This window comes from Pseudanabaena sp. PCC 9330 (assembly GCF_055795045.1).
The window spans coordinates 1-26,204 of sequence record NZ_JAYFES010000100.1 but is presented as its reverse complement, the minus strand read 5'-3'; the positions used below and the strand labels follow the sequence as shown (position 1 = coordinate 26,204).

The window sequence follows — 26,204 nt, the reverse complement described above, 5'->3', positions numbered from 1 at the left end:
GTGTAGTGGAGTGCCTTCTGGAAAATCAATCAATTCTCAATGGGGCTGACGGGCGCACCGTCGCGCAGCATCAGCACCCCGGTGGTGATTACCGCTTCGCCGGGCTGTAGCCCTTCGATCACCTGGTACTGGTTCTCTTCGATTTCGCCGAGCTGCACCGATCGCTGACGCGCCACCATGCCCTCTGGCCCAGACTCCGCCACAAACACAAAGGATTCACTGCCCAAATGGGTTACAGCACTGGCGGGCACTCGGGTACCCTGGCGCTGGCTCCAAGTGATCCGCGCCTGCACAAACTGGTCGGCCCGCAGCTTGCCTTTCGGGTTGGGCAATAGCGCCTTTACCAGTACCAGTTGAGTCGCGGGGTCGGCATTGGGGGCAATGAAGGAAACCTGACTGGTGCCCAGGGTTTGCCCCTGGCCATCCACCAGCTCCACGGAGCTACCGGGTTGCAGCAGCGCCGCCCGCTCCGCCGGGACGGAGAAATTCACCTCCAGGGAGTCGTTCTTGGCCAGCCCAATCAGCGCCGTGCCCGGACTTATCACCTCGCCCACCTTGACGGGAATATCGCCCACCACCCCGGTAAAGGGCGCGGTGATTTGAAAATAGGCCAGCTGGGATGTCTGAGCCTGGGTTTGGGCCTGCGCCGCCTGCCAAGACTGCTCGGCCTGGGCAATGGTGGCCTGCTGGGCGCGGATCTGCTCATCCATGGCGTTCAGCAGGGCGCGGGCCACTTCGAGCTGCTGGGCGTACTGGTCGCGCATTTGTCGAGAAACCGCTCCGGCCTCAGCCAGGGTGGCAAAGCGGTTGTACTCCTGCTGGGCGTACTGCACTTCGGTGAGCTTAGCCAACCGTTGGGCTTGCAGGGCTTGCAGACCAGCCCTGGCATTGGCAATACTGGCCTGGGCCGACTCGGCGGCGGCAGCGGCCCCACTCACTAATGCCTGCTGTTGCTGCGGGTTGATCTCAATCAGCACCGTGCCAGCGGTGACGCGATCGCCCGACTGCACCCGAATTTGCGCGATCTGCCCCTGCACTTGAGGTCGCAGGAGGACGGATTGGTGCGATCGCAGACTGGCCACAAACTCCGTTGTTTCCGCCAGACTTACGGCCTGCACCGTCAGGGTTTGCACGGGCATAGCGGGCTGCTGCGCCTGGGCTACAGGCACCACGTCCTGCTTGTGCCACCAGCGCCACAGTTCAAAGCTGCCGCCAGTGAGCCAGATTAGGGCAAAGAGCAGCCAGAGGCGCTTCCATCGCGATCGTTTCGGGGGGCTTGTCGCTGGCTCTGTCTGGGCTTCAGAAATAGGAAAATCAAAGGCATCCATAGCTAATTGGGGAGTAATAGGTCTTTGTCGGGGCAGGTTACAAAGCCGCCTAAATATCGTCGGGGCTAGCCAAATATTGCTGCTCTAGCCAAACCCGAGCGTCGTTAACTGAGAGCGATCGAAATGGCTCGTCTGCCAAGGAGTCTTGAATCATCCACCAGCTCTGACCGGTGCGATCGACGTACTCCCAAACTCGCGGCTCCATTTCCCCAAACAGCGCGAAAGAGAACTCTCTAGATGTACGTGAAAGCCAGCTAAATAATGCTCCAATCGGTGATTTTGGGCCGTTGCCTAGGGATGACTCAATCCATTCCAGATCACGATAGGCATTAGGGCTATCAGGTGGAATTTCATGCATAACAGACTCCTTTTTTAATGGAAATACTAGATAGGACATCGGCTCGGACTTGGAAAATCAATCAGGTATCTCATTCAGTGGTAATAGCGTTGCTCTAGCCAAATGCGCACCTCATCCTCAGACTCAAATCGATGGAAACCTTGAGTCAACACGTCATAGACTCGGTAATAGGTATTGCCGTAGCGATCGCGACCCGTGAAAATTCTCAGCTCACTGGATGGTGCGAATAGCTCAGTTACGCTATTCCAGATCCGGTTAATGACCTGTTTGAAGCTCCATCGCCTAGAGCTTTCATCAATCACTTCGAACCAGTCATGGGAAAACCCATGATCCGGCTGTATGTCGTTGGTGTTAGTAGTCATTAGAAGTTCCTCAAAGGCGGTCAAATCAATCATGGGTAAACCATACAGTTTCCAGTCAGCTGGACAGTCAATAGCTAATTTGAAGAAATTTTTGGCAATAAAAAAGGTCTGCAATCGCAGACCTTTTAACCCAGCTGATGCTGGAAAAATAGACCTATTCAATAGCCTTTCAGACCCAGGTTAGCTAAGACCCATAGTAGAAGCGCTCGTGAACAACCTGGCCATCTTGCCATTGCTGTACCGAAACCTGATGGTAGGTGCGTCGCCCCCATTCAGCATGGGTATAGTCCAGATACCACTCCGAGAAAATCGTGTTCTCGGTGAAGGCTACATTCGCGAGCTTGGCCTCATGAATATCAAGAATCTTGGCAAAGAAATCTTCCTCTCGGCGGCGGTTAGCCTCTTTGCCTACGGTGGCAGGCTCGTCATTTTCCTGCATAACTACCGTGTCAGCATAGTATTTCTCAAAGGCTCCCATCGCGCTGCCTTTGAGTACGAGCTGGCAAATATCCTCAAAAACAACTGGCAGACTGATTTCAGTATTCACTTGAGTCGTCATAATTTTCCTCTCAGTTAGTTGCAAGCGTGAATTCTGGTGTATTCCATAGCCCTTTGCAGGATTTTCATTCCCGACTTACTAGGCATAGTCTCACTCTAGGGTTTCCCCCTAGCTGGAGTGTCAAGAGAAGATCTTTAAACAAAAAACTGGGCCTATTCAATAGACCCAGTTCGACATTAGTTACTTATTGAAGGAAAGATAGATTTACTAGCTTTCAATAATCGGACAGATGGCTTCGTCTGTTTTGGCGGCTGTGCTCTGCCACCCAGACAGAAGCCCAGATAGCTCATGCTTCAGCAGTTGAAGCTGCTGAATTTTGTCTTCGATCTCTGTCAGCTTGTCTTCTAGCTTGACCTGGATATGGGAGCAGGGTAAGTCCCCTTGATCATGCACTTCCAGAAACTCTTTGATTTCGGTCAGGGTGAGGCCAAGACCCTGGGCACGCCGGATAAAACCCAACCGGGTAAAGACATCTTCCGCAAACACTCGATAGCCGCCCTCGGTGCGTCCGGCGGTTTTGAGCAGGCCGATCTCATCGTAGTAGCGGATGGTTTTAACGGGTAGGCCGCTTTTCTTAGCGACAGCACCAATGAGTTTGGGAGGAGCTTCGGTGAGCATGGCTGACCTCGTAAGGATTAAATCCATCCTAAACTCTCCAGACGACTGGAGAGTCAAGACAGGGTTCCTTGAACGCGATCGGTGCAGTGCAGCCCGTCGTTGGTGAGCATGGGGTAGAGCCCTAGCTGACAGTCAATTGCTTGCAGAACACGACTTTATCATCGCCCTGGGCATAGAAATCGCGAATGCGGGCCTCGGCCTCAAAGCCATACTTTTCGTAAAAGGTTCGGGTGCCAGCCAGCTCTGGCAGACCTGAGGTTTCTACCAGCAGGAGGCGACCGCCGCGCTGCTTCAGGGCCTGTTCTACAGCGTGGAGAAGCTGAGTTCCCCGACCTTGCCCCTGACGATCGGGGTAGATTGCAATTAATTGCAGGTTCCAGGTGTTGTCCGCCAAGCGCTCTGGTTCGCAGTAAGCCACACCCACCGGGCCATCATCCGATGGTACAGCGGAAAAAATCGCCCTCGGTCTCAAAGCGATCGCGAAGCGTTCCCAGTGGGGAATCGGTGCCAAAGAACCACTCCGCTTGAATCTAAGTGGGAATCGTGTAGCCGTCAAAGGTACTGCTAGATTCCGCGTTAGAAGATATAAAAATTAAAGCCTCTGTACCCCAACCCCAAATTGCTTATTTCTTGTCGACTAGCATCATGCCGAGTAATTAGCCTTGAGTTATCTGTTCTGATGCTAGGGCCTGCAAATCCTTGCGTAGTTCCTGGCGAATGAGGGCAAACCGCTGCACATCTGCCTGAGTCAACCAAGACTCAATTTCGTAGAACGTTTGCCCACCCTGCCGGTGCGTCTTCAACACAAGTATGGTCTCCGGCAGGTGGTTAGCATTGCCCTTGAATTCAATATTCAAATCGCGCCCCCGCTCCACAACTGTGTAGAACTGCTTGCCCTCAAACACCCGCTGCCCCCGAGCTTGGTCGCGGCAAAACCGCTCCAGGAGCAGCACCGCCGTCCCCGCAATCTGCTCTTGGGTCTGTCTGTCAACGGGGATAGGTGTTCTGGGACGCGGCGGAGTCACGTTAAGTCATTGATGAAAGGGTTGAGCCCCGCCATGATGGCGGCATCGTCACCCAAGAACTCTCGCAGTGGCTGATCCATCGGCCCTGGATCAGTCACCGTTTTGATGGATGCTGCTGGGGTAGATGCCATGGAGCCATTGGCCGATGGTAGATGTCGTAGGTATGGCTTAACCAGTGGGAGATCTATCTTGGGTGGCGTAATCAAATCATCGAAGGCTTCCAACTCCGGCAGGAACCTCTCCTTGATCTCTAGAATCTGAGTCGTCAACTGCTGAATTGATCGCATTGCCTGCCGCTGGATCTCATCCTTGGGGGCCTGAAGTGCTGCCATAGCAAATGGCCCATAGCAGCCATTCAATGCCGATCGCATACGAGCATGGAGGTCATGGCGCGATCGCCCACGGCAATAACCGATCACCGCCACATCCAGCTCATCTCGGCTGGAGTACTGAATCCGGGCCTTTGTTTCTGACGTTTGGGTCATTCCTCTGATTCCTTGTCTCGGTTGTGTTTGGGATGGCCGGAATGCTAACAAGCCTGGGTTGGCTTGGCGCTGTACATGAACGTCTTGAACAACCCATAGACATCGGCCCAACGGACGCTGGTGATCAAGTCGGGTTCAGCTGTGCCATCCTGTCCCCGCAGCACGTCAGTCATCTCCTGTCGCAGGGCCTCGGCCCAGGTGATCTGTTGAGCGAGCCCGCGCTGGTCAAAAAACTGCTCCAGCTCTGGCCGAATGAAATAAGCGGCACCCCCGCCGACAATTACCTCTACTTCAGCCGAGGGCAGCCACTGCACCAGAAACTGATTCACCCGATCCAGATAAAACTCTCGGGCATAGCTACAGGCTCTGGTCAGATCCAGGGCTTCCTTGCGGCCTGGGATATGGAAAGTGAGGTGCCCCTGAAGGATTGCTCCCAGCAGAGCCGGATCATCTGGCGCGACACCCGGTAGCTCAGTGGCACACTGCTTCAGGTATTCCACGAACCCTGGCCCCTGGGAGGTGCTGTTGGTTTCCTGGGGCGTGCTGCCCTTCTCAAAGGTGAGGATGGAGAGATTGCGGTGGCCAAACATCAAGACGACGACAGTGGAGTCGCGAATGCCCACCCCAGCCCTCGCCAGCTGCAACCCCTTGGCTAGGTAGAGACCGGCCCCCTCTGGCTGCATCTCAATGCGCTCCAGTTGCCCAAATAAAGATCGTCCTCGAAAGCTGAAGTCTGAGATCGCCCCCAGAATCTGGGCTTTCAACTCCTTGCGGTCTTGCCAGTATTCTTCCAGCGGCAGCAGCAGACCCAGTTGAGCGGTGAACTCACAACCTGAGGTCTCGGAATTCTGTTGAGTCAAAGTCTTCTCAGCAATGACGCCTAGGGTAGCCAAGATTTTGTAGACGGCGCGATCGCGCTTTGGCAGAGCCAGACCCGAGTCACCTTTTTGGGCGATCGCTAACGCCCCAATGGCATAGGCACTATTGCCCACCATCACATAGGCACTGTCCTCCGGTTCTTGGCTGGTTAGCCCGCCCAGCATTAGCCGGTCGAGTCGAGCGGGGTTCAGTCGAGCCACCTGGGGGTCGAGGTGCAGCAGGTAGGGCTGGCCCTGCCAGTAGAGACACTTGGTGGCAGAGCTGCCCATGTCGATGTAGGTCTGGATGATTGGGGTCATAGTTTAAATGCCAATGACAGCGTTTAATCAACAGCTTGAGAAGCAAAGAATGTCTTCAAGCTGGTTGATCGATATTTGTATTCTGGGTTGTCGTTTTTATTCACGACTTAATAACGACTGAATTGTTATCTTCAGCAAAATTCATCATCGTTTTGATGGCTGGTGAATTTCATTCACGACTTATTCACGACTTGACAACGACTTTTCTAGATAGAATCCAAGACAAACCTGGAATCACCCAATCATTCACGACTTGATAACGACTTAATCACGACTTGCCCTTGGTTAAGGTTCAGATTCCAATCAATGAATTGATGAATAAAAACAAACTTTTCAGCTCTCTTAGCTGAAAAGAACTGACATTTTCTGTGGGTTAAAACAGAGACTATTGCTTCCATGAACTCCCTTGAGAAATGCCCCGGCAGAAGCCTGATGGGCTGCCCTGGGGGCTACGCCACTCCACTGCGTTTCGTAGCTCCGCGTTTCACACACCACGCCCAGCCCTGGGCCAGGGGGTTGCTGAAACCCAGCAGTATCAGGGGTTCCAGGCATGGGAGCCAATGGCCAGTCGTTTACGAATCACTGACGAATTCACGGAAAAGCTCATGGGTAAAGGATTTAGCGTCTCGCTGCCCCTCGAAGAGGCAGCGATCGTCGAAAAAGAGGCCAATCGGCTAGGTCTGCCCGCTGCCAGCATCATTCGCCTGATGATGCGCGATGGCCAGCAGCGCCGTGAACTAGAGCGGCAGGTGGATGACCTCAAGGCCCGGATGGAGCTGCTGCAAGTGCAGTTTCAAGGGCTCCAGATTTTGCTAGAGACCATTGCCTTAGAGCAGGCCAATGCCCGAGGACCGCAGGCGCTGGAAAATCGCAAGGCGCTGATTCAGGAAATCCGCAAGCGCCAGGGCCTGGTAGAAGGCTAGGAGGTCAGCCATGCTCAGCCTGACAGTGATCAGCGCCAACCAAGGCGAAACCTACTACACCGCCGAGAACTACTACACCAGCGAAGAGAACCAGGCTCACTCCAGTTGGTGGGGCCAGGGGGCCAAGAGCCTGGGGCTATCGGGCCAGGTGCAGGGAGGCGACTTCAAGAATCTGCTCCATGGCTCCCATCCTCAAGGACACCAAACCCTATCAGGTCGGAAGATTGACCCAGAGCGCCATCGAGCCGGGCTGGATTTGACCTTTAGTGCGCCCAAAAGCATCAGCCTGGCGGCTTTAGTGGGAGGAAATGACGCGATAGAGCAGGCCCATCGCACCGCCGTCACTCGCACCCTGGCCATCATTGAGGAGCGCTATGCCCAAACACGGGTGCGGACACCAGAGGGACGGCAGGCCATTGGCACCGGCAACCTAATCGTCGCCCAGTTCCATCACGACACCTCCCGCGAGAAGGATCCGCAGCTGCACACCCATTGTGTGGTAATCAATGCCACGCAGTTGAACAATGGTCGCTGGCAGTCGCTTCACAACGACATTCTCTTCAAACAGCAAAAGCTATTGGGGATGATTTACCAGAACGAGCTAGCGGTGGAGGTGCAGCGGCTGGGCTACGGCATTGAGCCCAGGGTCAATGGTCAGTTTGAACTCAAGGGGTATCAGCTCGAAGACCTCCAAACATTCTCAAAGCGGCGGGAGCAGATTCTGGCGGCGGTTGAGGAGAATGCGACGGCCCAGGAGCGAGAGCTAGCGACGTTGATGACCCGAGCCCCAAAGGGAAAGGAAATTCCCAGAGAAGAGCTGCGCACCTACTGGCAGCAGCAGGCCCAGGTGCTGAAGCTGGAACACCCTCAACCCCAACCGATGGATTGGCAGAGCCAGCCGAAGCGGGCCACCCAAGCCGGGCTGACCCACTGCGCTGAGCGAGAGGCGGTGTTCCATCGCGAGCAGGTGGAGCGGTTTGCCCTGGAGAATCATCTGGGGCAGCAGTGCTTTGGTGAGGTGCAGCAGACCTTGGATACCGATCCAGAAGTGATTCACACCCACGACCAGCGGCTGACCACTCAGACGGCGGTGCTGCGGGAGTTGGAGACCATTCGCACAGTGTTGGATGGCCGGGGAGATGTGGGGAGTATTGCCTCTCCAGTTTTAGTGGCAGAGCACCTGCGCGATCAGGGTCTGACCGAGGGCCAGGTGCAGGGGGTGATGTTGGCAGCCACGACTCGTGATCGCGTCATTGCTTGGCAGGGGGTGGCTGGGGCAGGGAAGAGCTATGCCCTAAATCACTTCCGCCAGATTGTGGAGGCCCAGGGCTACACCGTGCGGGGCTTTGCCCCCAGTGCGGAGGCGGCAAAGTCGTTGGGCGACTCAGCTCAGATTCAGCCGGTGGAAACGGTGGCGGCGTTGCTGTGTGCTCAACCGGTGGGACCCAACCCAGCTCAACCTGAGATCTGGGTGGTAGATGAGGCGGGGCTCTTGAGTGCCAAGGATGCGCTGGCCCTGGTGACCAAAGCCCAGGCGCAACAGGCGCGAGTGGTTTTGGTGGGAGATACCCGGCAGCTGTCGGCGGTGGAGGCGGGCAACCCGTTCAAGAGTTTGCAGCAGGCGGGGATGGCGACGGCCTACCTCACCCAGTCCTTGCGGCAGAAAAATCAGCAGATCAAGGCGGGGGTAGACCTGATTGCCGCTGGGGAGATTGCGGCGGGGGTGCGACAGTTGAAGCCGTACATTCAGCAGGTGAGTAGTCAGGAGGCGAGGGCGGCGGCGATCGCCCGCGACTATCTGGCCTTGGCTCCAGATGAGCGTCGAAAGACCCTGCTCTTGGCGGGCACCAACCAAGAGCGGTTATCGATCACCCAGCTAGTGCGAGAGGGCCTGAAGGCAGAAGGCACCCTGGGCCAAAGCTTAACGGTAAAGCGGCTGAAGGCGAGAGATTTGACGGAGACCCAGGCGGGCTATGCCCACCATTTTCAGCCGGGAAATCTGCTGATTCCCCAGGCCAGCTACAAGCGGCTGGGGTTAGAGAAGGGGCAGCGCTATGAGGTGCTGGCGACGGATAGCCACAGCAATGGGCTGATGCTGCGGGGTCAATCGGGAGCAGCGTTGCAGGTGGATCCAGTTCAGATCAAGCGGAAGTCGGTGTATGAGGTGGAGGAGATGGAAATTGCAGTGGGCGATCGCCTGCGGTGGACGCGCAATGACCATGCCCTGGGGCGGCGCAATGGTCAGGAATTTGAGGTGATGGGCTTGGAGGATGGACAGGTACTAATTCGTTGGGGGCGGAGAGAGGCAGGGTGCTTCGAGAGTTCGGAGCAGGCGCATCTGGATTACGCGCTGGTCAGCACTACCTATGCGGCCCAGGGCAAGTCGGCGGAGCGGGTAATTGGGGCGTTGGATCGCTACGTGGCGCGGGAGAGCTTTTATGTGGCGGTGAGCCGGGTGAAGCGGGAGCTGCGGCTGTATGCGTCGGAAGACCTGGATCGGCTGATTGAGCGGGTGGAGCGATCTAGGGCGAAGGAAAATCCTGGGGAGGTTACAGGTATCAGTAGTGGCCGATCTCAGCCCACTGATGTGCCACTACCGACCAATTTGGACAATTTAGTTGCTATGGCCAGCCAACAGGCAAACCTGGCCCACACAATGCATAACAACAGTTCCAACAGACAAGATACAGGCTTGGAACGATAGGGGATTGGCCAAAGCTATTGGTCAGCCTCAAAAATCTGGCTTGCTTTCAAAGTGAGATCTGGAAACTCGACTGAAGCAATGGCCCTTTGCAAACCAAATACTCCAACCTCTTGATAGGTCTCACCGGCTAGCGACAGCACCATGACGGTTTGTGCTGCGGGGTCAACTAGCCAGTACTCCGGCACTCCAATGCCTGCGTACTGAGCCCGTTTAGAGACATAATCGCGGTCTCGATTGGTTTTGCCAGGGCTGACAATCTCAACCACCAACCGAGGGGGTGGCATATTGCGGGTGATTGTTAACCGCCTCTGGGTTAGTTCCAGATGCTCAGGACGGAGCACCACCAAGTCGGGGTAGCGGTTGGCCGCATCGTTCGGTTGCAAGACCGGCACTTGCAGTTCTAACGCGTGGATTTTGATTAACCGCAGGGGAGCGACGTTGGCCGCGACCAGCAGAAATTGCAGGTAATTAGCCAACCAATTATTCGGTTCTGACTCGGGTGGCAATTCGACTAACTCCCCACGCACTAATTCAAAACGCCCCTCTAGCGGCGTCTTATCACTGTAGGCAAGATACTCCTCAAAGGAAGCGAACTTTACCTTAGCCTGGGTCATAGCCTTTTCCCCGCAGACGTTGTTCTCATCCTAGCGTGCTGCATGGTTTTACCTGATCCCTAGCCCACCCTGCCTACCCCCGCATGAAAAGCTTTTAGTTAACCTGGCCCAACGACCTGCTATTGAAGGATCCATGTGTGCGACGTGAAAGTTGCCCGTTCCGAGCGAGAGGCCGTCCTCTCCAAAGACTCCTTCTCTTTGTCCTCACGTAACAGAGTCACTGACTCCGCCTACGGTGGCAGTAAGTAATGAACCCACTGGAATGCAAGGCACGAAAGCGGTACCTACAGAAAGCCCAATTTTGTAGAGACTGCAAGAGGAAGACTCAGATAGGTTAGCGACAGCGAATCGCTATAAGCTTCGTAATACTTGTAGAGAGTGAAATCAGGCTGACACACTCTAACCAAAAGGTACGTGGGTGGCTATCAGGGTGTATGGACTGATAGCGAAGGACAGAAGTCCCACCGGAGTAGTAGGCGGAACCTTACTGAGTCGCATCTCGAACGGACGGAACACGGTAAGCCCGATAGGTTCTGCGGGAGCATCAATGCCGCCGCAGTAGGCCGACCGCAAGGGAAGCGGAATTACCTAGCGGGTAAAGGATGCTGGAGAAAGCGAATGTCTGGGGTAACGCCCAGGATAGGGGTTCAAGCTTTGCCCCACCGTGAAAGCGGGCAGACTTCCAGCGAGTCTTCCACGAATAGAGCCAATGTAAAGGAACTGAACCGACGTGAAAGATAGAGTCAGAAATGACATCGGAGCGAAGGGAACCGGACAGCAGTGGGCAGACATCAACTGGAAGCTCATTCAAAAACGGGTTAAGAACCTGAGACAACGCATCTATCGTGCGACCCAACAACACCAGTGGAATCGGGTGAGAAGCCTGATGAAGCTGATGCTACGCAGTCAAGCTAACTTGCTGCTGTCGATAAAACGAGTCACCCAAATCAATCGTGGCAAAGAGACGGCAGGCGTTGACGGTCTGACGTTCCGCAGCACGGAAGAGCGGGAGTGGCTGTGGCGAACAATGCAGATATATACTCCCTGGATAGCTAAACCTGCCCGGCGAGTCTATATTCCTAAAGCCAATGGGAAACAACGCCCATTGGGCATTCCCACAGTCCAAGACAGAGTGTTACAGGCAGTGGTCAAGAATGCCCTAGAACCTAGCTGGGAAGCCCGCTTTGAGGCGAACAGCTTCGGTTTTCGTCCTGGCAGAAGTGTCCATGATGCCATTACCCAATGCCATAGCCGGCTACGGAAAGGGCATGACTTATGGGTGCTCGATGCCGATATCAAAGGGGCATTCGACCATATCAGCCACCGCTATATCCTTGACGCTATCGGAGCAATCCCTGGCAGAGAACTGATTAAGCAGTGGCTCAAAGCAGGTTACGTTGAGTCAGATGTCTTCTATGAGACTCCTAACGGCGTTCCTCAAGGAGGGGTGATTTCGCCCCTCTTGGCGAACATCGCTCTAGACGGGCTAGGAGCAATGCTGGATAAGCACCGTAAGGTATCGCCGAGGACACCCTTGCCGAGTGCCAAAGGTAGCACGTACCAGCGCAAACTCCCAAAGTACGGATTCATCCGCTATGCGGATGATTTCGTCGTGACCGCTAGGAGTCAGGAAGATCTCGAGGCTATCCTCCCTGAGATTCAGGAGTGGTTACAGCAACGAGGACTCCAACTCAACCCTGAGAAGACCCAAATCGTCCCTGTGACCAAAGGGTTCAACTTCTTAGGGTTTACGATTCGCCACTTTAACGGACACTGCATCATTCGCCCCCAAAAGGATAAGGTTCTAGCGTTCCTAAATGACATCAGATCGTGGCTGAAACGTCACAAAGACATCAAACAAGTGGATGTAATTCGGTACCTGAACCCGAGACTCAAGGGGTGGTGTAACTTCTATCGTCATGTGGCCAGTAAGCGGGTGTTTAGCTATGTGGAATACCAAATCTGGAAAGCACTCTGGAGATGGTCTTACAAGCGACACCGCAATAAGGGCAAGCGGTGGATTGCGAAGAAATACTTCCATACCCTTCGGGGTCGGAGCTGGATCTTTGCAACCAAGGCACAAGACCGAGATGGCAAAGAACATACGTTCGCGCTTACCCAGGTCTACGATACGCCGATTAGCCGCCATATTCGGGTCAAGGGCACCTTCTCCCCCGATGATCCAACCCTCTCCGATTACTGGCGCAAGCGCCGCACCGGAATGGGAAAAGTCCTACTGGCTCGTGGCTCGAAACTCCATCATGTAGCTCAGAGCCAGCGATGGAAGTGCCAGGTGTGTGGTGAGCATCTGTTTAATGGCGAAACGCTGCAAACGCATCACAAGCAGCCTGTGAAAGAAGGCGGCGGCGATGATCTACTCAATCTAGAGCTGATTCACAAAGCCTGTCACAATCACAGACATGTACATGGGCGAAGGCTTGAGCCGGATGATGGGTAACTGTCAAGTCCGGTTCTTTGGGGGGAGGGATGCGGCGACGTATGCCCTCCTACCCGACCAACCTACGACAGACGTTCATGGCCTGCTTAACCAAGCAATAACGTAGTCTCAACGCTCCTGACCTTGACGAGAAATCGCTGGAGCCGTTGCACAAGGACGATGGCGTTGCTGAAGCCGCAACATCTCAGCCTGAAACCGCTTCAGATCAACTACAGTCAGGTTTTCCAAGGTGACAGTATCACCCTGGGCTTGCAAAATAGCGCCCCGGTCACGGGCCTCTATAGTCAGCTGCGCCCCCTCGGCAGCTATTCGATAAATTTGCCCCTGCACCCAAACTTTGGGATCTACCGCCGAGCGCTCACCAGTTACCTTTCCTCGCTCTGTCTGATGGGCATAGGCCAGAATTTCTCGGGCCTGGTGTACAAACGTTTGAATCTGAGTCGCTGAGATTGCAGGATGATGGACTGCTGAACTATGGATGACTGCGTTTCGCTTCTTTTGAGGTTTGCTAACTGCCAGAACGTGATGGTTCCTCCTAGCGGTATCTTGGATAGACTGACCGATACCACTAGGACACAGCTCTTCATATACCTGCCGGTCTAGCTTCCATACGCGCTTCCAAGCGCTGGTTTCGCCCTTAGCAAAAACCGCCGCCGGGGTGCAACTGCCCGGATCAGGAATGCTCTCCATAATTCGCTCAACCCGCTCCGCGTCAATTCCCAACGCAGCCCCCGCCGCTCGCGCCAACTCCTCGGCATTGCCGCTAATAGGTACACGGTTCTGGGCAGCCCAGTTCTCCCAGCCATAGAATTCCCGCAGGGCATAGGTCAAAGAGTGCGATCGCGATTTCAACGGACTATCCCCATGCAGCACCGACTGAGCCTTTGCTGTGGCCAGATTCTCCAGCCGCAAGACTCCCGGTTGAGCAGGTTGAGACTGAATTAGGGGGCGAGCCTGACTGGATGGCTTCTGCTCTCTTCGACCACTCGCCGGATACAGCCCGATCGAATCCAACCGCTCCACCCAAACCGGCGGTACCCGTTGCAAATTGACGTAAGCGTTGCCACTCGGGCCAATCGTCGGCGCGAGCACCGTGAAGCGCCCCTGGCCCAGAGCCTCCCCCATGTGGTGGCCACCCACCCCATTCAGCGAGAAATTGGTAAATGTCTTTTCGTGGACTCGCACCGCCAGCCGCCAGCCACCGCTATGGGTACGTTCAGTAAAGGTCTGCTGTAAGAGCGGGGAATGGCTCAGCCAAGCGGTGATCCGCTGCTCGCAGGCCTGCTGCGACTCAAACTGCTTCACATCCACATCGACCCAAACAATGTTGTGCCAGCCGCCCAGAGTACCAATACCGTTATCGGGGTGTGCGAACCAGGTCTGAAGCTCAGCCTGAGTCGGCATCCGATTTTGATACTGGGTATGCCGGATCAGATGGGGAATCCCACGGCTGTCCACATAGCTGGGGTTCTTGCCGGTGAAGGCAGGCATCAGAACTCCGTCTTTATCGCGCTTCAGACTACCACCGCGATCTCGGGCTGGGTAGCGCGTCGGGTCTTGGGCTGGGGCAACGGGCAGCGGCGGCAGCCCAAGACCCTGGAGCCAATCAAGTGTGGCGCGAAGGGCTGGGTTCATCGACTTGACCCCCTGGGGTTTGAAAGATCCATTCCATGGGGTGGACAGCGCCCGTGACCAGTTCCAGACGGTTGACTGTGAGCTGCTGGTTCACCAGGGCGTAGACCAATATCCCATCCCAAAACATCTCCAGGCGCTCGGGTTCGCGCTCCGCCGTCCACTCCACATCGAGCTGCATTTCATTGCCTTCTACATGCACGGCTTTTTGCCCATCGCACAAAATCACGATGGACTGGGGGCGATAGTCTGCGGGTAAGGGGGTCAGGGTCATCATCGTTCAAGTCCTGCTGAGGTCGGGGTGGGAACACGGTCTGATTCTAGGCGCTGCACAAATCGCTGAAACCGCTGACAGTCTTCAGCCGTCACCACTGTGCGCTGAATTTTCCCCTGGGCGATTTCCAAAATGGTCTGGGGCTGAGGAGTCACTCGGCGGACGGTCAGTCGGTCGGCGGTCTGCTTCAATTCATAAACCTTGCCGCGAAATTGAGTATGGGGGCCTCGGGTCTGCCCGATCACCGACAAGATTTTTTGGGAAGCTTGAGCCACGTATTCTCCCCGTTGCTGCAACGCCTGATATTGGGCTAGATCTTGAGCCATCTTTTGCTGGAGGTTTGGCGCGAGGCCAAAACCGTTGCCATTGGCTTGCTTGGCCGAAAGGCCTAGTTGCTTGATCTGCTCCAGGTGCAGCGGGTCATAGCCTAAATCGCGGGCAGCACGGTACCAGTCACGCAAGGTGTCTAGAGCGGTATGCGGCAACGGTTCGGGTGACTCTGGCACTACCTCATTTACCTGTTGCCCCTGGTCAGCTACTTCTTGAACCGTAGGGGTAGGCAAGGGTTGTGTCGGCGGATCTACATTCACCTCGGATGATGGGGCAGTTGGTTGAGGTTCTTCCGCCGAGTCAGTCCAGGCTGGATCGGTGGTCTGCCGCTCCCTATGTCCATTTTGGTGTGCTCCATTGAACTGGTCGAGATCAAACAGATTTTGTATCTGAAATTCAGGCTCCTTAGACGCTGGTGGTTGGATCTGGGGTTGGGGAATCGGCTCAACTGGAGCTTGAGCTGGTTCTTCTATGGCTGTTGGTTCGGGGAGTTGATGGGGGTGAAGGGCGATCGCCCCCTCCCCTTCGGCAATAACCACCTCCCCCTGCCGGGTCAACCTGTCCAAGTACTTGTGCAAACTCTCGACCGGGAACCCTGCCACTCGTACCCGTCCGAGTTCCTTCACCCCAGACTCCATGCTGGTGCCAATCATCTCCAGATGCTCGATCAGGGGCCGAGCCCCCTCAAAAAACGCCTCATAAAACCGGTCATCTGGCGACTTCACCAGCACGATCGCATCGGGATACTGCTCTTTTACCTCCAAATATTGCCTCATATCACTCGGCATCCGCGATCGCTCATCCTCCGGTTCTTGCGGAGACACCCCCTCTACCTCGGGCGCTGCTTGCGCCTGAAGCTGGGCCTTAGCGGCTTCTGCAAATCCCTGCTGCACAATGTTTTTGGAAAAGACTTGGGCAAAGGCGCGGTCGGGCAGCCGCGATTCCCCACCCCGCAGGCTCTGCACCGCCGTCTCCTTAAACTCAATCTGCCCCTCGCCCCGCACCCGAAATACCATCTCCGAGTCGATGAACATATCCCCGTTTTGGATCAAGTAGTGGGTCAGGTACAACTCATCCCCCTGCCGCTCCACCACCAGGGGAATGAAGGGCTCATTCTCGATCCGCAGGTGAAACTCTTGGGAGGTCATTACCTCTTGCTCAATCCCCGCATTCCTCAAAAAGCGTAGAATCCGCTTCTCCAGTTGGCCCATTGGGGGTTGATTGGGTACGGTTGGGGACACCGAAGTTTTAACCGTAGGCCTTTCCACGGCGGGCTCTGGCCTGGGTTGATTTGAGATCGCGGGCGCAACCGGCTGAGCAACAACCGGGGGTTTCACTACTTCCACCTCCACCTTCTCCAAGGTTGGTAGCGACACCCCCATCAACTGCCGCGCCACGTCCTTAAACTCAAACGCCGCCAGCGTGTAATTCCGCTGCTGCATCACCACTCCCAGCACCCGCTCCAGCCGTTCTGGGGGAATGACGACTTCCATGCGATCGGCTACCGAATAAAAATCCGACCCCGCCGCCGCAATTAGTTCCTCATCCAGGTAGTACCGCCCGCCCGACTCTTTCGATTTCGGCGCTTGCAAAATAAACCCGTCCCCCGCCTGCTGAGGCTTCAGCAGCAACAACTCATCGAGGGTCTTCACCGTCCCCTGTCGGTTGGTCAAATCTGTCAGGAACCTAAACACTTGCTGCGGCTCCTTGAAGGCTACCGGCTCCTTAGTCAGCTCCGACTCAATATCAAAGCCCTTGGGCATGATCAGCCCCTGGCAGACCTCGCCCCGGTAGTCGGTGTAGTTCACCAACTTGCCGTTAGAGTATTTCTCAAACGCCTTGATCAGGTTGCCCGTGAAAATCTGCCGGTTGACCCGCCCTGCCTCCTGCTGCATGTCGAACAGCGAGTAGACGCTATTGCCGAACCAGTCCTCGGTTTGCACCGTGGCATCGAGTGATCCGCTTCTCCCCGTGTTGAACTTGGAAAAAGGCACCGTAATCTGTCGCGCCGAATCGGCAACCAGAATCCTGAGTTTCCAACGGTTCGGTGCCGCTGGACTTCCGGCTCGCTTCTTGGCATCGGCCCCGGCAACCACGCCATAGAGAATCGTCTTACTGGCCGGAGTCACCAACCGCAGTGGTGTCCCTGGTACAAAGGTTTCCAGCACACTGGAGACATGCGTGAACTGCTGCTCAATGCGGTCATTCAGCTTCTCAATCGCCTTGCTGTCTTGCTTTTGGGCCACTGCCGCCTGCCGATACTGGTTCGTCTGCGTTTCCAACTCGGTAATGGTCACCGCCACCTGCTGCCTCGCCTGGGTGGCCAGAGTATCTGAGTCGTGGGCTTCTACCGAATTCACCTCTGCCAACCCCACCGACTCCCGCACCACATTGATCGCCTGGAGCTGGGTCAGCGGCTTGCTCTCACTCTTGGCCTCCACCAGCTCCAGATACACTGGCCCCGTGAACTCGCTCGCGGTCTCACTGTCATCGGCCATCACCTCCATCCGCGCCAAGGGCCGAGCGTCCAAATCTAGCTGATCTGCCTCCAGAATGTTCTCCCCCATCGCCCGCGCCTGATCCACCAGGTCGCAGTACTCCGACTCGATCAGGCTGTAGACCGCCTCTTGTTCAGCAATGGGCAACAGCGGAATCCGACCCGTCACCCTCTTGATTAGGGCAATATCGGAGGCATCGTTTTCGGCCTTGGCAGCAGGAAAATCTAGCTTGGCATTGAGTTCTGGGTCATCGGCCAGCAACTCCGTCACCACCTGCTCCCCGTAGGGATTCATAAAATCCACTACCGTGTTCAGCGAGATATCGGTTTCCCGCGCCGCCGTGGTGTTGGCATTCAGACTAGCCATCTTGCGACAGAGGATCGCCCCCGGTCGTTTTTCAGCTGGAAGGTCGCCCATCAACAGCGTGTAGGCGGGCAGCGCTACCTGCCCGGTACGATGCACCCGTCCCAGCATCTGCATGAACACATTGATGTCCCGCTCCGCCTGGGCCACAATCATGTGGCGAGGCCGCTGGTCAGCAAACTTCTCCGAGGCGTGCAGCGAGATGCCGGTCGAGCCCGAGCAGTTGAGCAGAATAACATCAGCATCCCCGGCGTTGAAGCGGGCCACCGCATCGATCCTGCCCTTGGCTGTGGTTTCCTCCCCCAGTCGAACCTTGTAGGCCATGGTGCCATCAGCCCCATACTCAATGCCCGCCGTCCGCCCAGTGACTTCGGTAACCTGGTAGCCTGCCCGCTCTAGCTGCTGCTCAATGTAGTCAATCGGGCTAATGGGAATGCCGCTGAAGTCGGACTCGCGAATACAGTCCAAGGCTTCCTCGTAGGCCAGAACGGCATCGGCTCCGAGTTGATCATCGCTGAGGCGTAGCCGAGTGGAGTGGCCCCGGTAGTCTGTCACCACCACGTCCCTGGATCGCTCCAAATACCGTTCCAGTAGATCCCCAAAGGAGAGGCTCATCACATCCCCCGGCGACAAGTCCTGAGACTCGGCATAGGCCTCGATGAAGCTGCCCATGGTGTTAGCCACCGTAATTACGGGCTTTTCACCTCGGTTCAGCGCCGCAATAGCTTCCTCCACCGTCGCATCCGCCTTTTGGGCCAGCAATCCCTGCTCAATGCAGTTGTGCATCAGCGAGGTGAAGTTGGTACTCCTGGCTCCCACCTCGCCAATCGCCCCATCCTGCTTCAGGGCCTTCGCTTCCGCCTTGGCCTCATTACTGATCGCCTTGACCGCCTTCTGCTTGGCCCGGTCAAAATCCTTAATGGCCCGCATCGCTGCCGAGAAGTCGTCCGCCACCATCCGATCTACCGGCACAGTCTTAGCCTGAAACGAAATCCCCTCATAGGAGCGCTCCCGCCGCAGCATTTGCCCGGAGGCGACAAACTTACTGGCGACAATCTGCTGGAGTGGCACCCCACCCCGCGTCAGGATGTTCTCCAGCGCCGTCATACTGCTGACCCCTAGCCTCAGGTCGGTGCGCCGGGCATAGAGATCCATCACATCGGCCCGTTTAGCGTAAGTGGCCGAGGAATAGAACACCCCGGACGACAGATCGATTAACTCCCGCACAAAATCCGCCCGATCCGGTGGCCCTGCCTCTTTCCATCCGCCCTTGCTGCCCCCCGCCTGGTGGGCCTCATCGAGAATCAAGATGGCATTGGGAGCCATCCGCCTCAGGAAGGTGCGGCGCAGAGGTTCTTTCTTTCCTACCGTCTGAAGCTGGCTGTAGGTGGTAAACACGGCACTGTAGCGGCCCAGATTGCCCTGCTGAATCATCCCCTGCATTTCCGCCTGCTGCTTGGCAGCCCCAGCGGTCTTCAATGCCGCGCCATTGGCCAAGGGAATCTCGGTGCCGCTATCGGTAATGAAGGGCGTAAACCGCCGCATCCCGATATCCCCCACATCCCGCATCATGTCGGCATAGAGCGGTTTGTCCTTGGTGATGAACAGCGCAATCTTGCCCTGCTGCTGGGCGTAACGCATGATGCTGGCACAGATGCGGCCCTTGCCGATGCCGGTCTGGTCGCCCGTGATGAACCCCGCCCCCCGCTCAATGTTGCTGATCGCCAGGGCCGAGGCATCGACCTGTTCAGCGCTGAAGTAGCCGTGGAGTTCGGACACAGAACCATAGCCCAGTCGGGTGGACAGGTACTCATCAATGTCGCCGTGGTGATGCTCGAAGTGCTCCAGCGCCTGCTGGGCCGCACTGGCCATATTGAAGGGAATCAGGGTCTGAGTTGAAAAGCCGTTACTTTTGGGCACATAGGCCACTTGCCGGGGCTGGACATCATACGTGTCTGCCGACGGTGCCACAGCCTCGCCGGTTGAAAGAGGAGTATTCATGGTGAGTTCTGAGTGAGGTTTTACAGGCTCAGTTCGGCCAGCCACGCCTCTAGCGTGGTCTCGTCGTGGAGGCTGATCCAATCCAGATAGTCCGGATAGCTGGGGGTGACGGGCGTTACCGGAAAGATCCCCCCGTAATAGCCGAGTCGTTCCTGAAACCGCCAGTTGCTCCGAATCAAGGTCTCTGCCCACTGCTGCCGCCAATACTCTAGAGCGAAGTCTGGGTCGTCGTCCGGCTCCAGTATCGGAATCTCCTGAGCCCAGTCCAATTCGCTGAGGGTGGTGGCCAGCCCTTGTTGCGTCTCGATTTGGGAGGTTTCCGAGACGGAGGTCTGAATCATTCTGTCCAACCGAGTTTGAATCAGCTGTAGGTAAGTCGATTTGCTCAGCTGCTCTAGCGCTGGTGGCACTTTGACGATGAATAGCGTTCCCAGGCCCTCCAGCGTCCAGAGGTTGGGAAAGCTGGGATACTGGCTGCTCATGAACGGGTACGTCCAGGGTGAAACGGGCGTGGTGGGTAGGTTCATGGGGAATCAACTCCTTAAGTTCAGCAAACGACTTGTAGATAACCGGGACATCAGCAGCCGGTAACGGACGTTCAGACCGTCCCCGACCTTCGATCACAATCAGATCAATCGGAAAACCCGCGCCCTGTTTGCGGTACAGGTCACCCCAAATGGAAATGTGTTGGGTAACGGCGTACTGCTGGTACAGGGCATAAAAGAAGCCTCGACTTTCCAGGGTGTTGTAGCGCTCAGACCGCAGCTCTTCATCCACCCCCAGCTTGCCGCCCAGAATTAGCACGGCGCGACCATCGTCCTTCATCGCCCCTAGAGCTTGGAACGAGATCGCCTGATCAATCTGGGTTGTCCCCCGCAGGTTGCCGGGCAACCTGAATCGCTTACGCTGCCCCTGAGCATCTCGCACCACGCCAAAGGGTGGGTTGGCAATCACCACGTCATGCAGACGCTCTGGCTGATACTCCGCCGCGTCATGCTCCGTGACGCGGTACCCCTGAGCCCGCAGGTCAGCGGCGCGATCTGGATTGAGTTCATTGACGGTGACCTGGATGGGGTCAGTTCCCACCAGCAATGCGCCGTGCCCAGCCGAGGGTTCGTAGACGGTGGTGTCAGGGGTAATGCCCGCCAGGGTAGAGGCCAAAAACGCGAGGGGAATCGGCGTGCTGTAGGCCTGCTGCAACACGCTGGTGGAGGAGCGGACATTCAGGGCTGGCTGGCGATCATGTAGATCGATCAGCCGATCATAGGTGTCGTGAGTTGTCGCCGAGGCTTGGAGGATCCCCTGGGCCGCTCGCACCACCGCCCCCTCCACCGCTTCATCCACCTGCTTCGCCAGCGCCGTGCCGGGGTTGACCGGTGTGCCCAACACCAGCGCCGCCTGTTGCCGGGCGGCGGTAATCGTCGTAAACCCTTCACCCTCCAGAAAGTGGGTAGTGAAATGGTTCACCAGCTGCTGTTGGGCGTCTTCTGCCATTCCTACTCACCCATGGCCATGCCCACGGCGCGGCTGCGTTGTCGGCTGTTCAGAGGTGTCACTGTCGCCGGTTGGTGCCGCTGTAAATCCTGGCTGAGTTCCCGGTCAATGAACCGGAAATAGGCCACATCCTTAGACGTGAGATCAGACTTGATTTTGCCGTTGTCAATGCTGAGAATCTGCCCCCTCTCACCCGCCTGAATTTTCAGGCTGTTGGGGGTCTCCTCAATCCGATACTGACTGCCCCCTTGGAAGACTCGCTTGCCCTGCACGTTGGGGCGACTGCCGGTGACATCGAGCAGTTTGCGGGCGGTTTTCGCCAGGGCCAGGGCAGTGAGATCGCGGGTTATGCCCATGTCGCCCGCTGGCGCGAGGTTGCCCAGTTGCCGTACCCGCATGGGGGGCTCTGGGGACAGACCATCCACCCCCTGAATCTGAATTTGCTGGCGGGCTTTCATGAAGTCGGCCTCTTGGGAGGCCACCATGTCGTTTTTGAGGATGTCCAACCCCCAGCGAGTTTTTCGAGCCGTCATTAACTCGATGCCTTCGCGGTCTGAGACGTTGACCATGCGGCCCTTAGAGCTGACCACGTAGTTCTCAGCCACGTAGAAGCCTCGACCAGGGCTGTAGGCAGTACCGTACTTCTGAAGCAAATCCACCGCCGTAGAGGCGACCTGCCGACTGCGGATATTCGCCGCCAGGGCCACCACTCGTTCAGTCAACTGCTGAGACGAGCGCCGCATCACCCGAGTGGTCTGCTGCATCCATTTCTGGGTGGCTTTTTCCACCACCTGCTGGTTCTGGCGCTCCATCACGTCGAGGATGGAAACCACCTTGGGTGAGGCCATGGCCAGATGAGCTGCAACTCGGGTGGGTGCAGGCTGGCTAGCGGGTGGTTGTTGCTCTGGCACTACAGCCGTCACAAGGGCTGGAGTTTCTTCGAACTCAGGTTCCGTGGCTGCTTTTGCGAGGGACACAGACACAGGGACAGGGACAGAGACAGAGGGCACGGTCTCATCTGCTGATCGGGAATCCTCAGCTATGGCAAGGGCCGGGGTTTCCTTGGGTTCAGGTTTTGTAGCGGCTTCTGCTTTGGAATCTTCTACCGTTGACGCCTCCCGGACGCCCCCAGGGAAAGACACTTCCGCTTGATCAACTGGCTCAGGCTCTAGCCGGTTGGTCTCAACCGCCCCCTTGCTCATCCGATAAACCAGTTCATCTCCAGCCTTGATATTGATCGTCCCTTTGGCTCCGGTTGTTGCCTCAGCGCCCGCCTGCGGGGGCGCATCTACCGCCGCCTGGAGCAGCTTTAGCGTATTGGCGTTGAGCTTATTGACGGGGTCTTTATCGGCATAGCCCTCACGGTAGACAATCTCGCGGCCCATCTTAATCTCGATGGGCTCAGCGGCGGATTGGGGCAGATCCACAACATCATCGAGTTGAGCATCCGGGGTATTACTCTCAGAGTCTTGCTCCTTTTGCCGAGCCGCCTGGAGTCGCTCGCGCAGCATCTGAATAAAGGCCTGTACGGCCTCGGCGGTCGATTGAGCCGTGGCCGCTGCCATTTCACTAGAGGCCAGGGTAGTGTGAGCATAATCCTGCTCGATCTGTTTGGCTTCTCCGGGGTTCACTACAGCTTGCATGATTCCTCCTTGAGGGGGTCTAGGCTTTCTAACTCCATCAGGGGCAGGGTTTTGATGCGGTTAATCACCTCCAGCCCTTGAACCGAAAAGTAGGCGGTGTCGCCATCGATTAGCCACTCCACCAGGGTTGGCGTGTAGTCGATCTCTACATCGGCGCACTGAGCTTGAATCCGGCCATCCCGCCAATGCAAAACCGTCACATCGTCGTACAGCACCTCAATCTCGCGGGGCACGTAGTCCACACCCAAAGGCGGCTGATCCAGCACCAACGCCAGATCAGCGGCGATGTTGGGGTAAGCCAGTAGGGCGGTAACCGTATCCACGGGCAGCTTGGCTCGCAGAGTTTGGGCCAGCATGAGATCGGGGGATTGAATCGTTGTTGTCATCGGGTTTCTCCTAGAGCAAACTGCTGTACTTATCGATTAGGCCAGCGGGGTCGGGGTAGGCCGAATTGACCGGGGCCTGGGGCTCCGGCAACATCGCTTCTACCATCTGTCGTCGCTTTTCTAAATCAGCGGCAGTGGGCATCCGCTGCGGGCTGCGGCGCACCAGTCGAGCGTGAATTTTGGCCCACAGGGCTTCGCTGCCTTCGCTGGCCTGCACATCGGCCTTAGGAATCTTGATCGCCTGCTGGATAGGAATCGCGGCTTCCCCTCGGGAGGTAAAGCCGGGATTGATCAAGATGCATTTCCCCGGCGGCAGGCGGAGAAACTGGCTGGGCTCAAACAGCTTGCGGGTGCGCTCCTGGTCAGAGATGGTGGTGCTGGATTTGCCGCCGCCCCGATTGCGCGACTTTTGCTTGTGCTTGATTTCCTCATCCCCCAGAAAGTCTGAGAACATGCGGGCCGCTTCGTATTCTTGGGGGTTGAAGACCGCCTTGGTGGCACAGGCTCCCAAGATGGCGCGAGCCAGCTCGCGACCGTAGGTTTTCTCTAGCTGCACCAGGTTTTGAAAGCCAAGGATGACCGCCAGCCCGTCCTCCCGGTTCTCATTCAGCCACTGCACCAGGGTGGGTAAGTAAAGGGTGGGCAACTCGTCAATGGCGACAATCAGCGGATCTTGGCGACGCTGGGCCACATTGCGGGTGACCAGCATGTGCAGCACCGTTGCTACCAGCGGCCCCACCACATCCCGTCGCTCCCGATCCATCCCCAGAATCAGCAGCTGCTTGCCGGTTAAATCGAGGGGGATAGAGGTTTGACCACAGAAGGCCCCCAACACCCCTTCTTTCATAAAGCGGGTAAAGGTCTCGCTGGCGCTGCCAACAATGCCGCTGGCGGTTTTCTCGGCATCTTTCACCCCAATCAACTGGTTGAAAGACACTCGAATCCAGCTGTTCATGCCTTGAGCCGCTGCTACCCGATTGCCCAGGTTGGTCAGCCCAAGCACCGCCTGGGCGGTCATGATGTCGGGGTACGGGGTGGACTTGGCCAGCATCAGCAGGGCCTCTGTCAGCTGATCGCCTGCGGCGGCGAAGAAGCCGTCTTCGCTGCTCTGGGTCATCAGCCGAAAGTTTTTGTTGAGCACCGTAGCTATTTGCCGCGCCATCTCGGCATCGGACTCGCTGCGCAGAAAGTCGATGGGGTTGCACACCTCGGACTCGGGAAAGCCGGGGGCCAGCACCCGCACGTCGTAGCCCAGCTTGGCGGCGTAGGCGGCATGGCGAGCACTTTGAGTCGGGTACTTGAAGTCGTACATCGCCACCGGTAGACCCTGGTCGAGAGCCGAGCGAATCAGTGGGTCAATGACGCTAAAGGTTTTGCCGGAGCCTGGCCCACCACAAACGGCGATGCCCCGTTGAAGGTCAGGCAGGTATAGGGATCGGGCATCTTGCTTGCGGGTAGGCTTGCCAATGTAGAGGGAAACTGCGTTGCGTTTGCGCTCCTGAATCTGCCGTACCGCTCGCTTGCGGGCGGCGGATTTTTCTGGGCTGCCACCAAAGCGACTGGTGGCGAGCTTACCTTTCTTGCCTTGGCTCATGAGGGAGAAGGCAGCAATCAGTACCGCACAGCCCAGCAGGGTGAGCCCCTGGCGAGACTGGAGCGAGGTCACCAGCTGAGAGATTGACTGAGTAGAGGTGGAATCCGCCTGCCCCAGAATTGAGGATTGTTCGGTGGTGTAACGCATCAGCGCAGCACCTCATAGCTATTGGGCGGTAGCTCAATGCCCAGTTGCTCCAGCGCCCAGAGGTATTCCTCAGGAAACTGACTGCGGGTGCCCTCGGGTGCCGCCGTCAGATACTCGGTCAACTGCTGCTGGTAAGCGTCGCGTCCGCCCTGTTCTTGCAGCACTTGGGTGTAGCGCTGGAGGGCTAACTCACGGGCCAAGTTCAGGGGGATATAGTGACTGAGCACCGGGTCATCCTCCGGCAGTAGAGACCGGCAGGCGGCTTGATCGTCCAGGTAAATCAGTACTTCCTGGTAGGTCTCGCCTTCACCGGCCCCGATCAGGAGGTAGCTGCCGGAGGCTGTCTCAACCAGGCCCCAGAGTTTTGTAGCTTGGGTCTGGAGAGGCAGGCAGTCGTAGACCGCCTCTGGAATGGGGTCTGACGCCCGAGCCAGATTGAGGCCCACGACAGAGATTAGACCGATAAGCAGGAGGCAGAGGCCTGCTAAACCAGCGAAGACAGTACGGTTAAGTCTCATCGCTACACTCCTTAACTGAGATAGTTCATAGGGTTCTGGGGCTGACCGTTCTGGCGCACCTCAAAGTGCAAATGTGGCCCTGTTGACCAGCCGCTACTGTTGGCACGACCGACCGGATCTCCCTGGGCGATGATGTCGCCCGCTTGCACAAAAAAGCCTTGAAGATGGGCGTAGTAGCTCTCTACGCCACCGCCGTGGTTGACGATGACGAGCCTGCCGTAGCCGCTGGTGAGGGAGCCGCTGATGCCCGCGAAGGTGACCTGCCCGCCGTCAGTTGCTCGAATAATGGTGCCGGTGGGGGTGCCAAAATCGGTGCCGCTATGGAGACGGCGATCGCCATGGATTGGGTGAGTGCGATAGCCAAAACTGCTGGTGATGCCATAGCCAGGTGCGGGGTAAATGAATCGTCCCGTGGAAGTACCTGGAGAGCCTGAAGCCCTGGTCGCTGGGGCTGGGACTGGGGTGGGTTTGGGTTCTCCGGTCTGCGGGTCAATCCCTTTCGCCGTAGCGGCTGCGGCTGAATCGGTGGTCGAAAGGCCTTCCTTGATTTGACCCAAGAAAATCATGCCCTCTTCCTGCACCGGCAGCCAGGGAATGGGGCCGATGAAGTAGGGGGTGCAGCCCAAGTCCACAAACAGGTTGCGAACGCACATGCGGAAATACAGCCCGGTTTCAGCGGTGCCGGAGGCCTCATCGGTCTCTAACACCGCCA

Annotated in this window: 21 protein-coding genes; 3 read left to right on the top strand and 18 right to left on the bottom strand. The window is 56.9% G+C overall.

The window, feature by feature from the left end:
• Nucleotides 1-29: 29 nt before the first annotated feature.
• The 9 genes from AC0QKW_RS11240 to AC0QKW_RS11200 form a co-directional block, all read right to left on the bottom strand.
• Nucleotides 30-1,328 (bottom strand): efflux RND transporter periplasmic adaptor subunit, encoded by a 1,299-nt coding sequence (locus AC0QKW_RS11240; protein ID WP_473151164.1) that lies wholly within the window; start codon nucleotides 1,326-1,328, stop codon nucleotides 30-32.
• Between the two features lie 49 nt (nucleotides 1,329-1,377).
• Complete coding sequence (locus AC0QKW_RS11235) at nucleotides 1,378-1,533, bottom strand: hypothetical protein (RefSeq protein ID WP_473151163.1); 156 nt, start codon at nucleotides 1,531-1,533, stop codon at nucleotides 1,378-1,380.
• 227 nt (nucleotides 1,534-1,760) lie between these two features.
• Complete coding sequence (locus AC0QKW_RS11230) at nucleotides 1,761-2,048, bottom strand: hypothetical protein (RefSeq protein WP_473151162.1); 288 nt, start codon at nucleotides 2,046-2,048, stop codon at nucleotides 1,761-1,763.
• 184 nt (nucleotides 2,049-2,232) lie between these two features.
• Nucleotides 2,233-2,607: a SnoaL-like domain-containing protein gene (locus tag AC0QKW_RS11225; RefSeq protein WP_473151161.1), complete on the bottom strand. Its 375-nt coding sequence runs from the start codon at nucleotides 2,605-2,607 to the stop codon at nucleotides 2,233-2,235.
• Between the two features lie 207 nt (nucleotides 2,608-2,814).
• Nucleotides 2,815-3,225 (bottom strand): heavy metal-responsive transcriptional regulator, encoded by a 411-nt coding sequence (locus AC0QKW_RS11220; RefSeq protein ID WP_473151160.1) that lies wholly within the window; start codon nucleotides 3,223-3,225, stop codon nucleotides 2,815-2,817.
• 121 nt (nucleotides 3,226-3,346) lie between these two features.
• On the bottom strand, nucleotides 3,347-3,736 hold the full coding sequence (locus AC0QKW_RS11215; protein ID WP_473151159.1) for a GNAT family N-acetyltransferase: 390 nt from the start codon (nucleotides 3,734-3,736) through the stop codon (nucleotides 3,347-3,349).
• 145 nt (nucleotides 3,737-3,881) lie between these two features.
• Nucleotides 3,882-4,250: a hypothetical protein gene (locus AC0QKW_RS11210; RefSeq protein ID WP_473151158.1), complete on the bottom strand. Its 369-nt coding sequence runs from the start codon at nucleotides 4,248-4,250 to the stop codon at nucleotides 3,882-3,884.
• Nucleotides 4,247-4,735, bottom strand: coding sequence for a hypothetical protein (locus AC0QKW_RS11205; RefSeq protein ID WP_473151157.1), 489 nt, complete (start codon nucleotides 4,733-4,735; stop codon nucleotides 4,247-4,249). The genes AC0QKW_RS11210 and AC0QKW_RS11205 overlap by 4 nt, the downstream gene beginning before the upstream one ends.
• Before the next feature lie 44 nt (nucleotides 4,736-4,779).
• The gene (locus tag AC0QKW_RS11200) at nucleotides 4,780-5,913 is read right to left on the bottom strand and encodes a ParM/StbA family protein (RefSeq protein WP_473151156.1); all 1,134 of its coding nucleotides are present in this window, start codon (nucleotides 5,911-5,913) and stop codon (nucleotides 4,780-4,782) included.
• A gap of 605 nt (nucleotides 5,914-6,518) precedes the next feature.
• Between AC0QKW_RS11200 and AC0QKW_RS11195 the strand changes: the two genes are divergently transcribed.
• Nucleotides 6,519-6,836 (top strand): hypothetical protein, encoded by a 318-nt coding sequence (locus AC0QKW_RS11195; RefSeq protein WP_035985554.1) that lies wholly within the window; start codon nucleotides 6,519-6,521, stop codon nucleotides 6,834-6,836.
• 10 nt (nucleotides 6,837-6,846) lie between these two features.
• Nucleotides 6,847-9,540 carry a MobF family relaxase gene (gene mobF / locus AC0QKW_RS11190; protein ID WP_473151155.1) on the top strand — a complete coding sequence of 898 codons (2,694 nt, stop codon included), beginning with the start codon at nucleotides 6,847-6,849 and terminating at the stop codon, nucleotides 9,538-9,540.
• Nucleotides 9,541-9,554: 14 nt separating this feature from the next.
• On the opposite strand, the gene AC0QKW_RS11185 is transcribed toward mobF, so the two are convergent.
• Nucleotides 9,555-10,154 (bottom strand): Uma2 family endonuclease, encoded by a 600-nt coding sequence (locus tag AC0QKW_RS11185; RefSeq protein WP_473151154.1) that lies wholly within the window; start codon nucleotides 10,152-10,154, stop codon nucleotides 9,555-9,557.
• 730 nt (nucleotides 10,155-10,884) lie between these two features.
• Here AC0QKW_RS11185 and ltrA point away from each other — a divergent pair.
• On the top strand, nucleotides 10,885-12,612 hold the full coding sequence (gene ltrA / locus AC0QKW_RS11180) for a group II intron reverse transcriptase/maturase (RefSeq protein ID WP_473151153.1): 1,728 nt from the start codon (nucleotides 10,885-10,887) through the stop codon (nucleotides 12,610-12,612).
• Nucleotides 12,613-12,720: 108 nt separating this feature from the next.
• Here ltrA and AC0QKW_RS11175 read toward each other — a convergent pair whose 3' ends face one another.
• The 8 genes from AC0QKW_RS11175 to AC0QKW_RS11140 all read right to left on the bottom strand — a co-directional run.
• Nucleotides 12,721-14,247 carry a bifunctional DNA primase/polymerase gene (locus AC0QKW_RS11175; protein ID WP_473151152.1) on the bottom strand — a complete coding sequence of 509 codons (1,527 nt, stop codon included), beginning with the start codon at nucleotides 14,245-14,247 and terminating at the stop codon, nucleotides 12,721-12,723.
• Nucleotides 14,219-14,521, bottom strand: coding sequence for a hypothetical protein (locus AC0QKW_RS11170; protein ID WP_473151151.1), 303 nt, complete (start codon nucleotides 14,519-14,521; stop codon nucleotides 14,219-14,221). The genes AC0QKW_RS11175 and AC0QKW_RS11170 overlap by 29 nt, the downstream gene beginning before the upstream one ends.
• The gene (locus AC0QKW_RS11165) at nucleotides 14,518-21,204 is read right to left on the bottom strand and encodes a strawberry notch C-terminal domain-containing protein (protein ID WP_473151150.1); all 6,687 of its coding nucleotides are present in this window, start codon (nucleotides 21,202-21,204) and stop codon (nucleotides 14,518-14,520) included. Before AC0QKW_RS11165 ends, AC0QKW_RS11170 begins: the two co-directional genes overlap by 4 nt.
• Before the next feature lie 2 nt (nucleotides 21,205-21,206).
• Entirely contained in the window at nucleotides 21,207-22,847 is a 1,641-nt protein-coding gene (locus AC0QKW_RS11160) for a hypothetical protein (protein WP_473151149.1), read from the bottom strand.
• Nucleotides 22,835-23,233: a hypothetical protein gene (locus AC0QKW_RS11155; protein ID WP_473151148.1), complete on the bottom strand. Its 399-nt coding sequence runs from the start codon at nucleotides 23,231-23,233 to the stop codon at nucleotides 22,835-22,837. The genes AC0QKW_RS11160 and AC0QKW_RS11155 overlap by 13 nt, the downstream gene beginning before the upstream one ends.
• Nucleotides 23,234-23,243: 10 nt before the next feature.
• Nucleotides 23,244-24,974, bottom strand: a complete 1,731-nt coding sequence (locus tag AC0QKW_RS11150; protein WP_473151147.1) for a type IV secretory system conjugative DNA transfer family protein — start codon at nucleotides 24,972-24,974, stop codon at nucleotides 23,244-23,246.
• Nucleotides 24,974-25,492: a hypothetical protein gene (locus tag AC0QKW_RS11145; RefSeq protein ID WP_473151146.1), complete on the bottom strand. Its 519-nt coding sequence runs from the start codon at nucleotides 25,490-25,492 to the stop codon at nucleotides 24,974-24,976. Before AC0QKW_RS11145 ends, AC0QKW_RS11150 begins: the two co-directional genes overlap by 1 nt.
• Before the next feature lie 11 nt (nucleotides 25,493-25,503).
• On the bottom strand, nucleotides 25,504-26,204 hold a 701-nt coding region (locus tag AC0QKW_RS11140), incomplete at its 5' end, for a M23 family metallopeptidase (protein WP_473151145.1).

Bases quoted from the DNA above. Each gene is read 5' to 3' on its own strand.
- AC0QKW_RS11240 (WP_473151164.1), bottom strand. From the start codon at position 1,328: ATGGATGCCTTTGATTTTCCTATTTCTGAAGCCCAGACAGAGCCAGCG.
- AC0QKW_RS11235 (WP_473151163.1), bottom strand. From the start codon at position 1,533: ATGGAGCCGCGAGTTTGGGAGTACGTCGATCGCACCGGTCAGAGCTGG.
- AC0QKW_RS11230 (WP_473151162.1), bottom strand. From the start codon at position 2,048: ATGACTACTAACACCAACGACATACAGCCGGATCATGGGTTTTCCCAT.
- AC0QKW_RS11225 (WP_473151161.1), bottom strand. From the start codon at position 2,607: ATGACGACTCAAGTGAATACTGAAATCAGTCTGCCAGTTGTTTTTGAG.
- AC0QKW_RS11220 (WP_473151160.1), bottom strand. From the start codon at position 3,225: ATGCTCACCGAAGCTCCTCCCAAACTCATTGGTGCTGTCGCTAAGAAA.
- AC0QKW_RS11205 (WP_473151157.1), bottom strand. From the start codon at position 4,735: ATGACCCAAACGTCAGAAACAAAGGCCCGGATTCAGTACTCCAGCCGA.
- AC0QKW_RS11200 (WP_473151156.1), bottom strand. From the start codon at position 5,913: ATGACCCCAATCATCCAGACCTACATCGACATGGGCAGCTCTGCCACC.
- AC0QKW_RS11195 (WP_035985554.1), top strand. From the start codon at position 6,519: ATGGGTAAAGGATTTAGCGTCTCGCTGCCCCTCGAAGAGGCAGCGATC.
- mobF (WP_473151155.1), top strand. From the start codon at position 6,847: ATGCTCAGCCTGACAGTGATCAGCGCCAACCAAGGCGAAACCTACTAC.
- AC0QKW_RS11185 (WP_473151154.1), bottom strand. From the start codon at position 10,154: ATGACCCAGGCTAAGGTAAAGTTCGCTTCCTTTGAGGAGTATCTTGCC.
- AC0QKW_RS11175 (WP_473151152.1), bottom strand. From the start codon at position 14,247: ATGAACCCAGCCCTTCGCGCCACACTTGATTGGCTCCAGGGTCTTGGG.
- AC0QKW_RS11170 (WP_473151151.1), bottom strand. From the start codon at position 14,521: ATGATGACCCTGACCCCCTTACCCGCAGACTATCGCCCCCAGTCCATC.
- AC0QKW_RS11165 (WP_473151150.1), bottom strand. From the start codon at position 21,204: ATGGCAGAAGACGCCCAACAGCAGCTGGTGAACCATTTCACTACCCAC.
- AC0QKW_RS11160 (WP_473151149.1), bottom strand. From the start codon at position 22,847: ATGCAAGCTGTAGTGAACCCCGGAGAAGCCAAACAGATCGAGCAGGAT.
- AC0QKW_RS11155 (WP_473151148.1), bottom strand. From the start codon at position 23,233: ATGACAACAACGATTCAATCCCCCGATCTCATGCTGGCCCAAACTCTG.
- AC0QKW_RS11150 (WP_473151147.1), bottom strand. From the start codon at position 24,974: ATGCGTTACACCACCGAACAATCCTCAATTCTGGGGCAGGCGGATTCC.
- AC0QKW_RS11145 (WP_473151146.1), bottom strand. From the start codon at position 25,492: ATGAGACTTAACCGTACTGTCTTCGCTGGTTTAGCAGGCCTCTGCCTC.